Annotated in this window: 17 protein-coding genes and 1 tRNA gene; 5 read left to right on the forward strand and 13 right to left on the reverse strand. The window is 37.6% G+C overall.

The genetic code is table 11. The features are described from left to right. Window positions 1-19: 19 nt before the first annotated feature. From proB to uvrB, 8 genes are all read right to left on the reverse strand, one after another. On the reverse strand, window positions 20-1,153 hold the full coding sequence (proB, locus tag J690_RS11465; RefSeq protein WP_002118789.1) for a glutamate 5-kinase: 1,134 nt from the start codon (window positions 1,151-1,153) through the stop codon (window positions 20-22). Window positions 1,154-1,168: 15 nt separating this feature from the next. Next, complete coding sequence (gene cgtA, locus J690_RS11470; RefSeq protein WP_002118576.1) at window positions 1,169-2,389, reverse strand: Obg family GTPase CgtA; 1,221 nt, start codon at window positions 2,387-2,389, stop codon at window positions 1,169-1,171. A 179-nt stretch (window positions 2,390-2,568) separates the two neighbouring features. Then, window positions 2,569-3,243: a hypothetical protein gene (locus tag J690_RS11475; RefSeq protein WP_005073191.1), complete on the reverse strand. Its 675-nt coding sequence runs from the start codon at window positions 3,241-3,243 to the stop codon at window positions 2,569-2,571. Window positions 3,244-3,254: 11 nt separating this feature from the next. Further along, window positions 3,255-3,980 carry a hypothetical protein gene (locus J690_RS11480; protein WP_017399267.1) on the reverse strand — a complete coding sequence of 242 codons (726 nt, stop codon included), beginning with the start codon at window positions 3,978-3,980 and terminating at the stop codon, window positions 3,255-3,257. Window positions 3,981-4,129: 149 nt separating this feature from the next. Then, window positions 4,130-5,587, reverse strand: a complete 1,458-nt coding sequence (locus J690_RS11485) for a glyceraldehyde-3-phosphate dehydrogenase (protein WP_002118702.1) — start codon at window positions 5,585-5,587, stop codon at window positions 4,130-4,132. 216 nt (window positions 5,588-5,803) lie between these two features. Next, window positions 5,804-6,751 carry an EamA family transporter RarD gene (rarD, locus tag J690_RS11490; RefSeq protein WP_081405138.1) on the reverse strand — a complete coding sequence of 316 codons (948 nt, stop codon included), beginning with the start codon at window positions 6,749-6,751 and terminating at the stop codon, window positions 5,804-5,806. Window positions 6,752-6,861: 110 nt separating this feature from the next. Further along, the gene (locus tag J690_RS11495) at window positions 6,862-7,449 is read right to left on the reverse strand and encodes a lipocalin family protein (RefSeq protein WP_017402788.1); all 588 of its coding nucleotides are present in this window, start codon (window positions 7,447-7,449) and stop codon (window positions 6,862-6,864) included. 93 nt (window positions 7,450-7,542) lie between these two features. Further along, window positions 7,543-9,564 carry an excinuclease ABC subunit UvrB gene (uvrB, locus tag J690_RS11500; protein WP_002118463.1) on the reverse strand — a complete coding sequence of 674 codons (2,022 nt, stop codon included), beginning with the start codon at window positions 9,562-9,564 and terminating at the stop codon, window positions 7,543-7,545. Window positions 9,565-9,743: 179 nt separating this feature from the next. Here uvrB and J690_RS11505 point away from each other — a divergent pair, with 179 nt between their 5' ends. Both J690_RS11505 and J690_RS11510 read left to right on the forward strand, forming a co-directional pair. After that, window positions 9,744-10,535, forward strand: coding sequence for an A1S_2505 family phage non-structural protein (locus J690_RS11505; protein WP_002118650.1), 792 nt, complete (start codon window positions 9,744-9,746; stop codon window positions 10,533-10,535). Between the two features lie 175 nt (window positions 10,536-10,710). Beyond that, window positions 10,711-12,150, forward strand: a complete 1,440-nt coding sequence (locus tag J690_RS11510; RefSeq protein ID WP_032035921.1) for a sensor domain-containing diguanylate cyclase — start codon at window positions 10,711-10,713, stop codon at window positions 12,148-12,150. Between the two features lie 29 nt (window positions 12,151-12,179). Here J690_RS11510 and J690_RS11515 read toward each other — a convergent pair whose 3' ends face one another. Further along, window positions 12,180-12,359 (reverse strand): hypothetical protein, encoded by a 180-nt coding sequence (locus tag J690_RS11515; RefSeq protein WP_002118942.1) that lies wholly within the window; start codon window positions 12,357-12,359, stop codon window positions 12,180-12,182. Window positions 12,360-12,567: 208 nt separating this feature from the next. On the opposite strand from J690_RS11515, the gene J690_RS11520 reads away from it, so the two are divergent. Beyond that, window positions 12,568-13,803 carry a pyridoxal phosphate-dependent aminotransferase gene (locus J690_RS11520; RefSeq protein ID WP_032035922.1) on the forward strand — a complete coding sequence of 412 codons (1,236 nt, stop codon included), beginning with the start codon at window positions 12,568-12,570 and terminating at the stop codon, window positions 13,801-13,803. A gap of 48 nt (window positions 13,804-13,851) precedes the next feature. Here the strand turns inward: J690_RS11520 and J690_RS11525 are convergent, their stop codons facing one another. Continuing rightward, a complete protein-coding gene (locus J690_RS11525) occupies window positions 13,852-14,697 on the reverse strand; it encodes a DMT family transporter (RefSeq protein WP_032035924.1) in 846 nt (281 codons plus the stop codon). A 239-nt stretch (window positions 14,698-14,936) separates the two neighbouring features. Here J690_RS11525 and J690_RS11530 point away from each other — a divergent pair, with 239 nt between their 5' ends. Further along, a complete protein-coding gene (locus tag J690_RS11530; protein ID WP_002119022.1) occupies window positions 14,937-15,374 on the forward strand; it encodes a PaaI family thioesterase in 438 nt (145 codons plus the stop codon). Between the two features lie 15 nt (window positions 15,375-15,389). Here J690_RS11530 and J690_RS11535 read toward each other — a convergent pair whose 3' ends face one another. Together J690_RS11535 and J690_RS23815 are read right to left on the reverse strand one after the other, a co-directional pair. After that, on the reverse strand, window positions 15,390-15,821 hold the full coding sequence (locus tag J690_RS11535) for a hypothetical protein (protein WP_032035925.1): 432 nt from the start codon (window positions 15,819-15,821) through the stop codon (window positions 15,390-15,392). 41 nt (window positions 15,822-15,862) lie between these two features. Continuing rightward, entirely contained in the window at window positions 15,863-16,009 is a 147-nt protein-coding gene (locus J690_RS23815; RefSeq protein ID WP_079381033.1) for a hypothetical protein, read from the reverse strand. Between the two features lie 46 nt (window positions 16,010-16,055). Between J690_RS23815 and J690_RS11540 the strand changes: the two genes are divergently transcribed. Continuing rightward, a tRNA-Asn gene (locus J690_RS11540) sits at window positions 16,056-16,131 on the forward strand. Between the two features lie 167 nt (window positions 16,132-16,298). Here J690_RS11540 and J690_RS11545 read toward each other — a convergent pair. After that, the gene (locus J690_RS11545; RefSeq protein ID WP_032035927.1) at window positions 16,299-17,057 is read right to left on the reverse strand and encodes an SDR family oxidoreductase; all 759 of its coding nucleotides are present in this window, start codon (window positions 17,055-17,057) and stop codon (window positions 16,299-16,301) included. Between the last annotated feature and the right edge of the window lie 226 nt (window positions 17,058-17,283).

Here is a 17,283-nt window from a genome sequence, read left to right on the forward strand (position 1 = left end):
CTTTTTATTTGAGTAAAACTTAATAAATTGCCATATGATCACGGTGAATCATTTCAAGTGAACGAGCTTCACCAAGCACTTGATAAACCTTATCTGAGGCTAAGCCTTTAATAATTTCGGCTGATCGTGAGCTAAAGTTCACTCGACCTACCGCAATACGTTTACCTTGTTTATCGACACATTCAACCACATCACCCCGATCAAAATGTCCTTCAACATTTTTAACTCCAACAGGGAGTAAACTGCGATGCTTCAATTTAATCGCTTCAACAGCACCATCATCAATCACAAGACGACCTGCTGTTTGTAAATGAGCAGCAAGCCACTGTTGATGAGCAGTCATGCGGTCTTTATCTGTAGTAAACAAAGTACCTAGCATCTCACCTGCCATCGCACGTGACAGGACATTATCACTTTCGCCACTCGCGATGAGGGTTGGGCAGCCCGATTTAGCAGCTAAACGTGCAGCACGAACTTTAGTGACCATGCCACCTCGCCCGAGCACACCGCCACCGCCGGCCATATCGAATAAATCATCATCCATAGCACGAACAGTAGAGAGTAATTTAGCATCAGGATTATGACGCGGATCTGAGTCAAACATACCTTGCTGATCGGTTAAAATGATCAGCAATTCTGCATGAACCTGACCCGCCACCATAGCAGCTAAAGTATCATTATCACCAAAACGGATCTCATCGGTAGACACCGTGTCATTTTCATTAATGACAGGAATCACACGCCAATCAATCAAGTTTTGCAAAGCATCACACGAGTTCAGATAACGACGGCGATCTGCCAAATCATCATGAGTCAATAAAACCTGAGCAGTACGAATACCGTGGTTTTCAAGCACACTAGACCAAGTATGAATTAAGCCCATCTGCCCAATTGCAGCACAGGCTTGTAGACTGGGTAGATCGGTGGGTCGACTCGCAAGCTTCATACGAACCATACCTTCTGCTACAGCTCCTGATGACACTAAAATAATCTCGTGTCCGGCATTGTGTAGATCTGCAATCTGTTTCGCCCAATGCGAAATAGCATCTAGATCTAAACCTTGCCCATTAGCTGTAAGTAAAGATGATCCGATTTTAACAACGATTCGTTTACACTCACTGAGCTGACGTTGCCCATCGACCACTTCTATCATGTTTCCCTCGGTTTTCTAGTCACGAACGTAGATGACTTCTACATCATTGTCGTCTTCATCATCGTCAAAATCGTCATCATCGTCCATCATGCTTTCGAGACGTTGTGCTCGACGCATTGCACGATATGCTTCTTTTGCCGCAATGGTTTGTTCACGTGTTTCAACTTCTAGTTGTTCACGGAAAGCTCTTACTTCTGCTGCGTATTCAGGATCTTCAACTTCGCGTTCACGTTGTTGTTCAATCTGATCCATCAGGTAATACACAACTTCTTTTGTACCTTCGCTTAATAAGCCCGATGTCTTAAAAACAGGTCCTGTCCACTCTAGTTCGTCTAGAATGTGCTGACACCACTCTTCACGGCTTTCTTCAGCAATCTGATCAAGTTTATTGAGTACTAAAACAACTGGTAATTTTGCCAAAGTTGGTGAAAACTTAGCCAACTCATTCATAATCGCTTTTGCATTATGCGCTGGATCAGAACCATCAATTGGTTGTACATCAATAATGTGTAAAAGAATACGCGTACGTGCCAAATGTTTAAGGAAGCGAATTCCTAAACCTGCACCTTCTGCTGCACCCTCGATTAACCCTGGAATATCGGCCATTACAAATGAACGATGGCGGTCAGCATCGACTACACCCAAGTTTGGAACCATGGTTGTAAATGGATAATCTGCCACTTTTGGTTTTGCAGCACTTACAGCACGAATGAAAGTAGATTTACCGGCATTTGGCATACCCAGCAAACCAACATCAGCCAATACTTTTAATTCAAGACGAATTTCGCGGAACTCACCTTTTGTACCAGTCGTACATTTACGCGGTGCTCGGTTAGTTGATGATTTAAAGTGGGTGTTACCTAAACCACCTTCACCACCACCAGCAACCAGAATTCTTTGGCCGTCTTCAACCAAATCGCCAATAATATCGCCTGAATCTGTATCAACAATTGTTGTACCAACGGGTACTTTTAAAACCACATCTTCACCACCACGTCCAGTACAGTTAGCACCTGCACCGTTCTTTCCGCGCTCAGCACGGAATTTACGTGTGTAACGGTAATCGACTAGCGTACTTGTATCGTCATCAGCTTGAATATAGATACTTCCACCACGTCCGCCATCACCACCATCTGGGCCACCAAATGGTACAAATTTTTCACGGCGAAAACTGGCTACGCCATTGCCACCGTCGCCAGCCTCTACGGTAATGACTGCTTCATCAACAAAGCGCATCTGCCAATCCTCTAAAAACTCTAAAACCGCCTATTCTGCCATATTTTCATAAAATTCTCGAATAGAAAATGGAACAATTCCATTTATAACGATCTGTTTTATCTTTAATCCAGCAGATGCTTTTAGTTTTGCAAATAGGATCCTTATAAAAAATAAAATTTAGCCAATTTATTTAATTATCAAGGATGAACATTGCGCAGAGGTAAGGTCATTTGCATATCAAGATTTGCTTTTGTTTTTGGCACAGAATTATACATGATGGCATTAAATGAAGAGACATTCCCCATTTCCATAGGATCATTTACGTTTAGGCTTGGTTTAAACTGATGTTTCACCGATAAATTTACGGGTTCATCGAATTCAAAATAAACCGGACCATCAAAAACAATTTTAACGGGAACGGTATAACTACGTTTTAAATTAAAAGGCACATCTAATTTAATAGGGATATCTAATTTAAGGGGAAATTTTGGTAAAAACTTACTTTGATAAACCAAATCTGTGGTGGTTTCTAAAGGCATAACCTGATCAATTTTTAGAGTCGTTGAATAATCGACACTTACCGTAATAGGAGTTTCTACGGCAAAATTTAAATCTGCCAAATATTTCCCTTTTAGGGGTAAAGTTAATTGGCGATCTATATCTAAAGTTGTATCAAGTTTACCAATAGACTGAACCTGCAAAGTATTACCAACTTGAATTTTTGTTTCTAAAGAGTCAGGTAAACTAATATCGGCATTATGAGCCGAAACGACTAAATTTGCTTGAATATTGAGATACACCCAAAACATAATAGCGGCAAGTATCATCATTAAAAAGAAACTGATTAACATACTCTTGAGTGAACGGAACATTAGCATCCACCCTATTGATCAGCTGTCTTTTGTGATGTTTCTGAACCTAATACTCGATTTAATCGCATAGTGGACAGAGGAATCTTTAACTCACCATTTGCAATCTTAACAGGCAAAGTATTTTTCACATCAACCGAAGCATTTAATGCAGTTTTAACAGGTACATTTAAATTACCCTCGATTGGAATATTAGTGTCTAATCTAGCTTTTAAAGGAATATGTAGATTTTCTTTTAATACCGTGCGTACTGGAGCATCAAATTTTAAATGAACTTTTTGCTCAAGCGGGACATTAATATCAATTGGCACATCAAGTTTTAATGGAATTGTTCCTTTCAATGGCAACGTAATATCACGTCCTAAAACTCGCACCTGAACCTTAGTATCAATTGGTAGATTTTGCTCAACTTTTAATGTTTCTTTGACAGGAATAGTAGTGCTAATCGGCACCATATTATCGAAATAAACACGCGGAGTTAATGTTTGTGTTAAAGGAATATTCAGTTTCTCATCAATTGGAATACTGGCATTTACGCGCCCCTTTACATCCACATTTAAAGCATCTTGTACTTTAACCTTAACCTGTAGAGGCTCTTGTAAATCAATAGCAACTGCCTGATTTTTCAGTGGAATATAAATATTAAAGTGCTTAAATACCCATATTGCAATGAGTACACCACATAAATTGGCAATAATGATGAATACAAAAACGACCAACAAACGTTTAAACTGCGACAATTCCTATCCCTTACTATTTTCTTTTTTTCCTTAATTTGTATTCTCATTTATTTACAAAAAATAGTCAGCATATATTTTGTACAGTTGTAAAAAAACCCAGTCTAAACTGGGTCTTTTTGTGAAAATATTTTATAGATCGTTAAATGATCTTAAGCATTCAATTCTGCTGGGATTTTTTTGTAGCTTACGCCGCACATTTGTTCAGCAATACGTAATACCTGACAGCTATAACCAACTTCGTTATCGTACCAAACGTAAGCAGTTAAACGGTTACCAGAAGTAATCGTTGCTTGAGCATCGTATACACCTGCTGTACGAGAACCGATAAAGTCACTTGATACAACTTCAGTCGAGTTGGTATAACCAATTTGACCTTGAAGGTTAGAGTTAATCGAAATTTGACGAATGTATTCGTTCACTTCTTCACGATCAACTTCTTTATCAAGTGTTAAGTTCAAGATTGCAAGAGATACGTTTGGTGTAGGAACACGTACAGAGTTACCAGTTAATTTACCTTTCAATGCAGGTAATGCTTTAGCAACCGCTTTAGCTGCGCCAGTCTCTGTAATTACCATGTTCAAAGTAGCAGCACGGCCACGACGATCTGCTTTATGGTAGTTATCGATTAAGTTCTGGTCATTTGTAAATGAGTGAACAGTTTCAACATGACCGTTAAGAACTTTATATTTGTCATCCAATACTTTAAGAATTGGAGTAATTGCATTTGTTGTACAACTTGCAGCAGAGATGATTTTGTCTTCATCTAAGATGTCAGTGTTATTCACACCAAATACAACGTTTTTCATTTCGCCTTTACTTGGTGCAGTCAATACAACACGTGCAACGCCTGGGCATTTCAAGTGTTGGCTTAGACCTTCAGCATCACGCCATTTACCAGTGTTGTCGATTAAAAGTGCGTTTTCAATACCGTATTCAGTATAGTCAACTTCACTTGGGCTAGACGCATAAATCACTTTAATGAAGTTACCGTTAGCAATGATTGCTTCGTTTTCTTCATCAACAGAAATTGTACCAGCGAAAGTACCGTGAATAGAGTCACGACGAAGTAAAGAAGCACGTTTTGCCAAGTCACCGTCAGAAGACTTACGTACAACGATTGCTTTAAGGCTTAAACCACGACCTAAACCTGATTGGCTAATGATTAAACGAGCCAAGATACGACCAATACGACCAAAACCGTAAAGAACTACATCTTTAGGTTGTTCAGAAGTTGCGCTACCTTTGATTGACTCAACTGATTGAGCAACAAAAGCATCAACATCACCGCCTTTTTCTTTGTATTCGACAGCAAGTTTACCGATATCAACTTCTGCAGAACCAATATTTTCAACTTTTGCTAAAGCTTCTAAAATTGGGAATGTGTTTACAACAGAAAGTTCAACGTCTACAACACGTGTACGACGGTGAGTTTTCAAAATTTGGATAACAGAACGGTTAATTAAAGAGCGACCGTAAACAGATACGACAATATTTTTTTCACGGTATAATTGACCGATTAATGCAATCATACGTTCCGCGATTTCTTCACGGTTTTTCCAACGGCCTTGGTGTTCAGCGTGCAGGGCGATGATAGTGTCTTTGCTCACAGATACGTCCTCTAATTAATTATATCTAGGCGTGATTTTTAAAACCCCGTAATTGTAATGGAATTATTGGCAAGAATGAATCAAAAGCTGACGTTAGCGGCTAGATTTTCCCAAAATTCATCATAAATTCATAAAATACCTATAATTATTTTTTATTATCTTATTGTTTAAAGCAGCTAAATTTTTGCTTTTTCTTACTTTTTAGGTTCTGACAACCTAATTGAACTCATCATTTTTTAATCTTTTTTGATATTTCGTGATATTAAGTTGCAGATTTTGGGCTTTTTGCCGTTGTTGATAAAGATGAATTGCCCCTTCTAAAACGAGTACAAAAACAGCACACCAAATCGGAATATAAGTGAACCATTCTTCTTGACCAATGCTCTCCCCTAAAACTAAAGAAGCTAAAGCCAGTAATACAGGTTCCAAATACCCCAAGAGTCCAAACACAACTAAAGGTAAAAAGCGGCTTGCCAGAATATAACTTCCCAGACCAATAGCACTTAAAATTCCAAGCCCAATAATGATCAAAGAAAGACTCGGTTGGTCTATAAATTTACTGTATGGCAGCAAACCTGTATGAGTTAAATAAATTGCAATGGGCATAATAATGACCAAATCCCACCAAAAGCCCCCTAAATTATCTGTTTTAATTTTTTTACGTAATAAAAAGTAGGCAGAATATCCAACTGCTACCAATGCAGTTTCCCACGCAATACTTCCCAAACGCCATATCTCATGGCTAACGCCAATGACTGCAAGAATAATTGCTACCCATTGAAATTTTGATATTTTTTCGCCATACAACACACTTCCAGCTAAGACAAGAACCAGCGGTAATAGGAAATATCCCAAAGAGACTTGTAACCCACGCCCATGCATCGGCCCCCACAAAAAAAGCCAAAGTTGTACTGAGGTTAAAATAGAGGTTGTGATTAATAATAATAGTAAAGAAGGCTTAGCCAAAATACGTTGATAGATAGTCTTGATATAGACTAAATCACCACTCCACCACATAAATAAAGTAAGGAACGGTAGTGTTGCAATAATCCGCCATCCAAAAGTTTGCTCACTATCTAGCTGGCTTAATAATTGAGTATAAAAATAAAGTACACCAAAAGTGAATGATGCCATGACAGATAAGATCACGCCCTTAAACATCATCAACCTCTTAGACTTTAGTAAAAATAACTCACTACAATACTTGATTTATCCACTATAAAAAAGAAAAAACCATGTAAAAACATGGTTTTTTCTTAAACAGACATATACCACTATTCTTTATGTTCTGTACGAATAATATCTCGAATATCAAAACCTAATGTTTTTGCATAATTTAAATATTCATCTACCACTTCTTGCTCTGGATGAGGGTCTCTTGATAACACCCAAAGGTATTTACGTGAAGGTTCCCCAACCAAAACAGTCTGATAGTCTTCATCTAGCTTTAAAATCCAGTAATCCCCACGGATTACCGGAATCCATCTTACAGCTTCCGGTAAAAAACTTACCTTCAATTTGGTGTTATATGGCGGGTTAACCACAAAGGCCTCCCCGATAGATTGCTGTAATTGTTTTCTATTATCGTAGCAGCGATTATCTACTACTACATTTCCATTTTCGTTTAAGGTGTAAGTTGCAGATACGTTATAAGCACACTTTTTTTGAAAAAATGCAGGCTTACGCGCGACTTCATACCAAACACCTAGATATCGGTCCAGTTCAACTTTATAGACAGTTTGCAAAGGTTTTGGCTGGGCATAGACATAGGTTCCAACAGCCAAACCAGCCAAAACGACACCGCCCAACGCAATTTTAGCCAAACGCCAACTGGCTTGCGGAACATTATTTCGAAATGCCATTGTTGCCCTCAACGATTAGTTGTGAATACAAAAGAACTCAAATACCTACAGTAGCTTGTTTTTTAAACACATTATGTAGCGTTATGTATTCGTTTATTGCAACATTTGCGCTTTTAGTCGAATGATTTCATCACGTATCCGAGCTGCCTGCTCGAACTGTAAATCTTTCGAAGCTTTTAACATCTCTTTTTCAAGCTTAGTAATATGCTTACTAAACAATTTTGGATCAGAGAGAATATGTCTTTCGTCAGCACTTAAAGCTTGTGCTTGTTCAAGCACCTTCTCATCAATTTCGTCGTCTGAAAGCACTTCGCCTGAATCAATTTCTTTGATGACCTGACGAACAGCACTACGTGGCGTAATACCATGCAACTCGTTGAACTCAATTTGTTTAGCTCTACGGCGTTCAGTCTCATCTATTGCTTTTTGCATAGAATCAGTAATTCGGTCAGCATATAAAATTGCTTTACCTTTCACGTTACGCGCGGCACGACCAATTGTCTGAATGAGTGAGCGTTCTGAACGTAAAAAACCTTCTTTATCTGCATCTAAAATAGCAACTAAAGAAACTTCTGGCATGTCGAGACCTTCACGCAACAAGTTAATACCGACTAAAACGTCGAATACACCTGTACGTAACTCATGAATAATTTTGACACGTTCAACAGTATCAATATCCGAGTGTAAATAAGCGACTTTAACCCCGTATTCTTTTAAATAAGAAGTCAGATCTTCCGCCATACGCTTTGTTAAAGTGGTCACTAACACACGTTCATTTAGGTTCTTACGAATATTAATTTCAGAAAGAACATCATCAACCTGAGTTAATACAGGACGAACTTCAATTTCAGGGTCAATTAATCCTGTTGGACGTACCACTTGTTCAACCACTTGGTCAGACTTTTCTAGCTCATATTTAGCAGGTGTTGCACTGACAAAAATAGTCGTCGGCACAATGCGTTCCCACTCTTCAAATTTCATTGGTCGATTATCAAGTGCGCTTGGTAAACGGAACCCGTAATTCACTAAATTTTCTTTACGTGATCGGTCGCCTTTATACATCGCCCCAATTTGCGGAACTGTAACGTGTGACTCATCAATAATCAGCAATGCATCTTCAGGTACATAATCAAATAAAGTTGGAGGCGCTTCACCAGCTGGACGGCCCGATAAATGACGTGAATAGTTTTCGATACCATTGGTATAGCCCAACTGTTGCATCATCTCTAAATCATAACGGGTACGCTGCTCAATACGCTGGGCTTCGAGCAATTTGTCATGTTCACGGAAGAATTTAAGTTGATCTTGTAATTCATCTTTAATCGTATCAATGGCACGAGTCAGATGATCTTTCGGCGTTACATAATGGCTTTTTGGATAAATCGTAACACGTGGAACTTTACGGACCATTTTACCCGTTAACGGGTCAAACCAACGGATCGAATCGACCTCGTCATCAAATAGTTCAATACGAATCGCGTGTTGATCAGATTCGGCAGGGAAAATATCAATAATTTCGCCGCGAATTCGATATGTACCACGTAAGAACTCAAGTTCATTACGCGTATATTGCATTTCAACCAAACGTCGGATAATTTCATCACGACTTACGCGATCGCCCTCAACCACATGCAGTAACATTTGCATATAAGCATTTGGATCACCCAAACCATAAATTGCAGAAACTGATGCCACAATAATTGCATCACGACGCTCTAATAAAGCGCGTGTTGCCGATAGTCGCATCTGGTCAATGTGATCGTTAATGGCAGCATCTTTTTCAATAAAAGTATCTGAGGATGGAACGTAAGCCTCAGGTTGATAGTAATCATAGTAACTTACGAAATACTCAACCGCATTATTAGGGAAGAACGCTTTAAACTCTCCATAAAGCTGAGCAGCCAATGTTTTGTTATGGGCCATCACAATGGTAGGTCGCTGTGTTTGAGCGATCACATTCGCCATGGTATAGGTTTTACCCGAGCCAGTTACACCCAGCAATAACTGATTACGAAAACCATGCTCGATACCATTTACCAGCTTTTCAATGGCCTGTGGCTGATCACCTGCTGGCTGATAATGAGTGACCAAATCAAAAGGTTGATTTTCGTTCAAAGTTATCTCTCTTTATGAAAAATTGAATTTAACGTCTCCCCTTTTAATGGGGATTTTTATCTTAATTTAAAGTCTAAATTGAGCTTGAAATTCAATGTAAAAGATTAAGCATCTTAACACTTGACCAATACCCTAATCGGTTGCAACATGAAGCTATCCATTAAACAAAAAGTATAACCATGACCTATCAATATCATGATGAAAGTATTGTAACCGAACTTCCCGAAGATACAGTTTTTGTATTTGGAAGTAATCTTGCTGGACAACACGGTAGTGGTGCAGCGCGCGTTGCAAGTCAGCACTTCGGAGCAGTTGAAGGTGTAGGTCGTGGCTGGGCTGGTCAAAGCTTTGCAATTCCAACTTTAAATGAACACATTCAACAAATGCCACTTTCACAAATTCAGCATTATGTTGAAGACTTTAAGATATACACAAAAAATCACCCTAAAATGAAATATTTCATTACTGCATTAGGTTGTGGCATCGCAGGCTATAAAGTTTCTGAAATCGCTCCTCTTTTTAAAGGGATTTATCATAACGTTATCTTTCCGGAATCTTTTAAACCCTATGTAGAAGATAATGCAGTATCTCAATTTCCGACTTTAACTCAAAAGATGGTACAAAGTTTCATTAATGATGAAGTTATTTTTTACTTTAATCATGGCAGTGAATCATTTGAAGAAGCTTTAGATAAAACTGATTTATCAGATGCTGAAAAAGCCATAGCTCTTATTGTCTTAAATGAAGAGTTGTATCCACGAGATCGTTATGGACGAGGCCGTGATCATGAGCTTAGTGATATTTTAGGGAAGTTAAACGGTAAAATTTTCAATCTTCATGGAAACTCTGAAGGTGCCATGATTTTTGTGAGTGCTGTTGTTGCACTGATGGAACTTTACGATTTTGATGAGCAAGATTTTATTAAGTTATGGCGTGGTGAAAAAAACATTGATCACCCTATTAATCGTTAAGTTTTCTTATGAATTTATGAGTTAAGCAGATAATCTCTGCTTTCTCATTATTTTATTTTTAATTACATTTAATCCTTTTATTTTTAATTATTCTAATATATTTAAACTCTTTATCCTCCCAAATCTTAATTTTTCTCATTATACTTTAAGGCAAACTGAATACTTAAAGAAACATATGGAAACTTTAGATTCTTCGATTTTTGACCTTAGCCCAATTCCAATGTGGATTGAGGATTTCAGTGAAGTTAAACAACAATTTGATTTATGGAGAAAGCAAGGAATTGAAAACCTCCATGAATTTTTAAATCAAAATAAACACTTAGTTATTGAATGCGCTCATAAAATTAAAATTATTCGTGTTAACCAAAAAACCTTGGAACTTTTTGAAGCAACAACGCGCGAGGAACTATATTCAAATTTGAAGCTTATTTTTAAAAAGGAAATGTTCGAATCACATATTTATGAGCTTGAAGCGTTATGGAATGGTAAAACCCATTTTTCAAGCACTACTGTGAATTACACCTTATCAGGCAAACGTATTGATGTTCAGTTAAGAGGGTCTATTTTACCTGGTTCTGAATCTAATTTTGAGCGGGTACTAATTACTACCGAAGATATTACCCCCTATCAAAATGCACTTCGACAGGAAGAAAAAAATCGTCGCTTGGCTGAATCTATGTTTATCTACTCGCCTACTTCGCTGTGGGTCGAGGATTTCAGCCGTATAAAAAATAGAATTGATCAACTTAGGCTATTGGGAATTGAAGACTTCAGAACTTTTCTAGATGTTCATCCTGAGTTTGTCCGCCAGTGTGTAGAGGATATTTTAATTTTAGATGTTAATCAGGCTACGATAGATTTATTTAAAGCTCCTGATAAGTCGACACTTTTAAGAAATACACACAAGATTTTTGCTGAAGAAATGGTTGAAACCTTTCGAGAACAACTCATCGAGTTATGGCAAGGTAATATTCATCACAAACGTGAAGCCGTTAACTACGCTTTAGATGGCCAAATAAGAAATGTCTTGCTTCAATTTACCGTTTTTCCAGGATATGAAGAGACTTGGGGATTAGTACAAGTTGCACTGACAGATATTACTGCACGGAAAAAAGCGGAAAACTATCTTGAATATTTAGGGCAACACGATGTTCTTACTAAACTATATAACCGTGCTTTTTTTACAGAGGAACTTAATCGTTTAAATCGAAGTATTATTCGACCAGTTTCTTCAATTTTTTTAGATATGAATGGATTAAAAGAAACAAATGACCAGTTTGGGCATGATATTGGAGATGGTTTATTACGCCGTGTTGGAAATATTTTAAGTCAGGCTATTTCAAATACAGCATATACTGCATCCAGAATCGGTGGTGATGAATTCGTGATCTTAATGCCAGGCGCAGATGAAGCGAACGTTCAAATTATGCTTCAAACGATTCAGGAGCTTTTTAATATCGACAATCAATACTATTCAAGCCATCCAGTTAGTATTGCAATTGGACATGCAACCACTCAAACAAATGAACAAATTGAGGACATGTTAAAACGAGCAGACCATCACATGTACCAAAAGAAAAAAAGTTATTATCAAGAAATTTTATTCAATCAATAAAAAACAGGCATATTGCCTGTTTTTCAAAATTAGCGTTTTCCCATAGAACGACGCGTACCACGTGGAGGCATCCATGTTCTATCCGCGTATTGCTCTGGTTTTGGACGCACTTGGTTGTGTACCGCATCATCTGCTTGATTGCTTTCATTCGGCATTGGGAATGGCAATTTCACCAAAGCCTTTTTCTGTTTTGGCTGTTGCTCAGTCATGATTCATTCTCGAAATTTCGATTGCGACCTATTATAAATGATTTTTATCATTTCTTTTCAAAAAAGCTTCAATTGAGTAAAACAGCAACAAGAATCTTCTTAAATTAAACTTTTTTACATCTAAAAATACCCGTATCCGCAAATTGCTTAATTTTTGCGATAAGATAGTATGCTTTTTATTTTTTAATCCCATAAGAGGAATATTGCCGTGGACGTACGTCTTTCTGATCGTGTCAATGCTATCAAACCGTCCCCTACACTTGCTGTAACAAACAAAGCTGCTGAACTTAAAGCTGCTGGCAAGAACGTGATTGGTTTAGGTGCTGGCGAGCCAGATTTTGATACCCCTCAACACATCAAAGATGCTGCAATTGAAGCGATTAATAATGGTTTCACCAAATATACGGCTGTAGATGGTACTCCTGGGTTAAAAAAAGCAATTATTGCTAAGTTCAAGCGTGATAATAATCTTGATTATCAAGCGAACCAGATTTTGGTTTCTTGTGGTGGTAAGCAAAGCTTCTTTAACTTGGCACTTGCTCTATTAAACAAAGGCGATGAAGTTATCATTCCAGCACCTTTCTGGGTAAGCTATCCAGATATGGTCATTATTGCTGAAGGTACTCCAGTCATTGTGAAATGTGGCGAAGACCAACGCTTCAAAATCACTCCTGAACAATTAGAAGCTGCTATTACACCTAACACTCGTTTAGTTGTATTAAACAGCCCATCTAACCCAACAGGCATGATTTATAGCAAAGCAGAATTAGAAGCTTTAGCTGAAGTTTTACGTCGTCATCCACAAGTATTTGTTGCATCTGACGATATGTATGAACCGATTCGTTGGGAAGATGAGTTCTACAACATCGCAACTGTTGCTCCTGATTTATATGATCGCACAATCGTTTTAAACGGTGTTTCTAAAGCATATGCAATGACAGGTTGGCGTATTGGCTATGCAGCTGGTCCAGCAAAAATCATTGGTGCAATGAAAAAGATCCAATCACAGTCAACTTCTAACCCGACTTCTATTTCGCAAGTTGCTGCTGAAGCTGCATTGAATGGTCCACAAGACGTTTTACAACCTATGATTGAAGCGTTTAAACGCCGTCATGACTTAGTTGTAAATGGCTTAAATGATATTAAAGGTATCTCTTCCTTACCTGCTGATGGCGCTTTCTATGCCTATGCAAACATTCGCCCTCTTATTCGTGCAAAAGGCTTAAAATCTTGCACAGAGTTCTCTGAATGGTTATTGGAAGAAACTGGCGTAGCAGTTGTTCCTGGTGACGCATTTGGTTTAGGCGGTTTTATGCGTATTTCATATGCAACAGCTGATGAAGTACTTGTTGATGCGTTAGCACGTATCAAAAAAGCTGCTGATTCAATTGAAGGTGTAGACGCTGCTATCGCTTCAATTGAAGCTGAAAAAGCTGCAAAATAATCTGCATTTTGCATAAAAAGGGTTCTCTTGAGAGAACCCTTTTTTCATTCACTTATGCATTTTTAGCTTTTGAGGTCTTACATAAATAATTAATAAAATTCCAAATAAAACCATGAAACTCGATAAAATCACTCGCCCTGTCACAGTCTCATTTACAAACAGGCTTCCACCTATAATTGCCAAACATGGCACACTTAGCTGTACTGTACTCGCTGTCACCCGATCAATATGCTTCAAAATCGCATACCAGAGTACATAAGCTCCGCTTGAAGTGACACCACCCGACAAAATTGCTAAGACCCATCCTTGCATGTCAATGTAGCGATCTTGGGCAAGTAATACATTCGCTAACAAAACCATTGGCACAGCTAGCGTAAAATTTGCCAACGTACTAGCAATCGGTTGTGTCATATTGCGACCCGCGATGCTGTATCCCGCCCATGCCAAACCAGATATCATCATAATTAGAGCATATTGCAAATCAGGTGTATGAGCACCCGGTAATAGCAAAACAATGATTCCAGCCAAAGCAATGCATAAGCCTATACCACGGTATATTCCAATCTGCTCCCCCTGCCAATAGCCGTAAAGCACCATAGTCAGCTGTACAACCCCAAACAATAACAAAGCACCAATACCAGCGTCGATTTGAAGATAAGCATACGAAAATGCCAAAATATAAACCGCTAGAAAAAATGCGTTTTTTAAACTCCATTGGACTTTGGTTTTAGACGATTTTGAATATAAAAACAGTCCAAATAAAACAACAGCACCACTTCCCACTCGTATTAGACTAAAAGTCATTGGGTCAATATATCGACCAACCAAAGCCAAACGACACAATACAGAATTTGCTGCAAAGGCCGCCATTATGAGTGCAATTTTAAAAAGCATTGTCCTTATGCTCCTGTTATTTCTTATAGTGTAAAAGAAGTCTTTCTTATCTATCTAATTCATTATGCAACTCATTTAATTCAATTTTTATAATAAAGGAATTTTATATTAAATGGACAAGTTTTTAAGATTCAACTTATCAGTTCAATCTTTAACTCTAGAATTGACTTATCGATGACTTAATAATAGGCTAATATCAAGTTCCATTTTAGAACTTAAAGAATTAAAGGACCCAAAAAATGAAAAATCCGATGGAAATGACTGGCCTTGAATTTTTACAAGCAATGATTGAAGGCCATATTCCACCTGCCAGCATTAGTAAAACAATACCTATGCAACCTACTGAAATTTCAGAAGGATCTGTTACCTTTAAAGCCCAAGCAGATCATAACCATTTAAATCCACTCGGTGGCGTACATGGTGGTTTTGCTGCCACCGTCCTAGATTCAGTGACTGGCTGTGCAGTACATACGATGTTACCTGCGGGTGTAGGTTACGGCACAATCGACCTTAACGTAAAAATGTGCCGCCCTATTCCCCAAAATCAGGCTTTAATTGCAACAGGCAAAGTTATTAATTTAAGTAAAAATTTAGGTATTTCTGAAGGAAAGATTATTGATGAGGAAGGTAAACTGTATGCCTATGCAACAGCAACCTGCATGATTATTCGTCCATAATCATTAAAGGCAGCCTTAAACCGCTGCCTTTTTTATTAAGTCATCTGAATTATCTGGACGTTCACAAGTTTGTGCAATCACATACGGCGCCCAAATATTTTTAAGTTGAAGTTCTATAATTTCTTGATGCTCTACAGTCCAAGCTAAAACTTTATTTTTACCCAACAATAACTCCCCTTCTAATTGAAAAATATATAAAGATTCAGAAGAGTTTAGTAGTTTCGAGCTTTTTAAAATCTTAAGTGAATTATGCACATTCCATTTAGCGCTAAACCAAAGCTGCAATAAATCACCTAAATATAAATCCTGCTTTTTGAAAGGATAAGCATTAATCCATGCACCTTCTACAAGTGTGTAATAAGATTCTGATTGATTTAAGATATTGAGATAATTGTGTTGATAGAAATCAAAATTAGAAAAAATAGAAGCGATCGTAAGCGTTTTCATACTTATCTCCGATTTAGCCATTTTAGTGCTGGCAAGTTGGTTTAAATCCACACTGTTTGGATTTCTCCAAACGCTTGTTCTTTTTTGAATCTAGCAATTGATTTTTTAAAGTGCAAGTAATTTCTTAACTCATCACTCAACTGATCAAATAAAAAGCATACGACACAAAAATGAAGTAAACATGACAATTTAGACTTGACCCTTCTCAAAATCTCCTTATAATCGCATGCAGATTCTCCCATAGCTCAGTCGGTAGAGCGACGGACTGTTAATCCGCAGGTCCCTGGTTCGAGCCCAGGTGGGAGAGCCAAATACTAAAAAGCCCGCAGCATTAAAGCGGGCTTTTTTTGCCATAAATTTATCAATAACTATAAAAAATCCTCTATCAGCAGATAGAGGATTTAATTTTTTCTTAGAGTCTTTATTAGGTTTAACGCTCTAACCTAACTCGAAAGAATATATTTTCTTCTTAAATTATTATTCCACTTCAACCACTTTTAAAGGATTAAAAGATTGAGTGGTCGGCATCATTTCAATACGATTAATATTAATGTGTGGAGGTTGTGAAGCAATCCAAGCTACTGTATTTGCAATATCTTCAGGCAAAAGTGGATTCTTTTTATCATATAGACTGTTTACTTTATCCTCATCACCTTTAAAACGCACAAGAGAAAATTCAGTACCTCCACACAACCCTGGTTCAATGTTAGTTACGCGCACACCTGTACCAGCCAAATCAGCACGAAGATTTAGACTAAATTGCTCCACAAATGCTTTGGTTGCCCCATACACATTGCCCCCTGGGTATGGATATGTGCCTGCGATAGACCCCATATTAATAATCAAACCTGATTTTTTCTTTACCATACTTGGCAAAATTAATCGGGTAATCGTAACAAGCCCCTTAACATTGGTATCAATCATCGTGTACCAATCATCTAGATCTGATTTATCTGCTGGTTCCAATCCTAATGCCAAACCTGCATTATTCACCAATAAATCAATTTGGCCGATTTGAAATTCGGCTGGCAAATCAACCAATACTTTATTTATATTTTCTGCCGTATCTGTCATGTCAAATACTAGGGGGTAGAATTTCTCACCAAGCTCTTGTTTTAGTTCTTCTAGTTTTTCTGCTCGTCTTCCGCAACCAATAACGTTATATCCTAACTCAATCAGTTTTTTTGAAATGCTATAACCAAAACCCGCTGAGGCACCTGTAACTAATGCTAACATTCTTATATCCTTAGAAATGATCAACTATTTCAGTTGAACTCATGATGAACATATCAGCCTTTATATTTACACAATATTTATTATTAGCCTAAAAAAATAAAAGTTTTTTAAAAATTTTAAGAGAAATTAAAATCTATAAAAAATATATTTATTAAATAATTATATGCATTAAAAAACTAAAAGCAGAACATGCTTACCGCCAAAGAGATAATACTCACCAAATAAA

This window comes from Acinetobacter sp. 742879, from assembly GCF_000588535.1.
Classification (GTDB): Bacteria; Pseudomonadota; Gammaproteobacteria; order Pseudomonadales; family Moraxellaceae; genus Acinetobacter; species Acinetobacter pittii.

What these genes read in the sequence shown, in the direction of transcription:
- proB (WP_002118789.1), bottom strand. Translation starts at nt 1,153, where the DNA reads ATGATAGAAGTGGTCGATGGGCAACGTCAGCTCAGTGAGTGTAAACGA.
- cgtA (WP_002118576.1), bottom strand. Translation starts at nt 2,389, where the DNA reads ATGCGCTTTGTTGATGAAGCAGTCATTACCGTAGAGGCTGGCGACGGT.
- J690_RS11475 (WP_005073191.1), bottom strand. Translation starts at nt 3,243, where the DNA reads ATGTTCCGTTCACTCAAGAGTATGTTAATCAGTTTCTTTTTAATGATG.
- rarD (WP_081405138.1), bottom strand. Translation starts at nt 6,751, where the DNA reads ATGATGTTTAAGGGCGTGATCTTATCTGTCATGGCATCATTCACTTTT.
- J690_RS11495 (WP_017402788.1), bottom strand. Translation starts at nt 7,449, where the DNA reads ATGGCATTTCGAAATAATGTTCCGCAAGCCAGTTGGCGTTTGGCTAAA.
- J690_RS11505 (WP_002118650.1), top strand. Translation starts at nt 9,744, where the DNA reads ATGACCTATCAATATCATGATGAAAGTATTGTAACCGAACTTCCCGAA.
- J690_RS11510 (WP_032035921.1), top strand. Translation starts at nt 10,711, where the DNA reads ATGGAAACTTTAGATTCTTCGATTTTTGACCTTAGCCCAATTCCAATG.
- J690_RS11515 (WP_002118942.1), bottom strand. Translation starts at nt 12,359, where the DNA reads ATGACTGAGCAACAGCCAAAACAGAAAAAGGCTTTGGTGAAATTGCCA.
- J690_RS11525 (WP_032035924.1), bottom strand. Translation starts at nt 14,697, where the DNA reads ATGCTTTTTAAAATTGCACTCATAATGGCGGCCTTTGCAGCAAATTCT.
- J690_RS11530 (WP_002119022.1), top strand. Translation starts at nt 14,937, where the DNA reads ATGAAAAATCCGATGGAAATGACTGGCCTTGAATTTTTACAAGCAATG.
- J690_RS11535 (WP_032035925.1), bottom strand. Translation starts at nt 15,821, where the DNA reads ATGAAAACGCTTACGATCGCTTCTATTTTTTCTAATTTTGATTTCTAT.
- J690_RS11545 (WP_032035927.1), bottom strand. Translation starts at nt 17,057, where the DNA reads ATGTTAGCATTAGTTACAGGTGCCTCAGCGGGTTTTGGTTATAGCATT.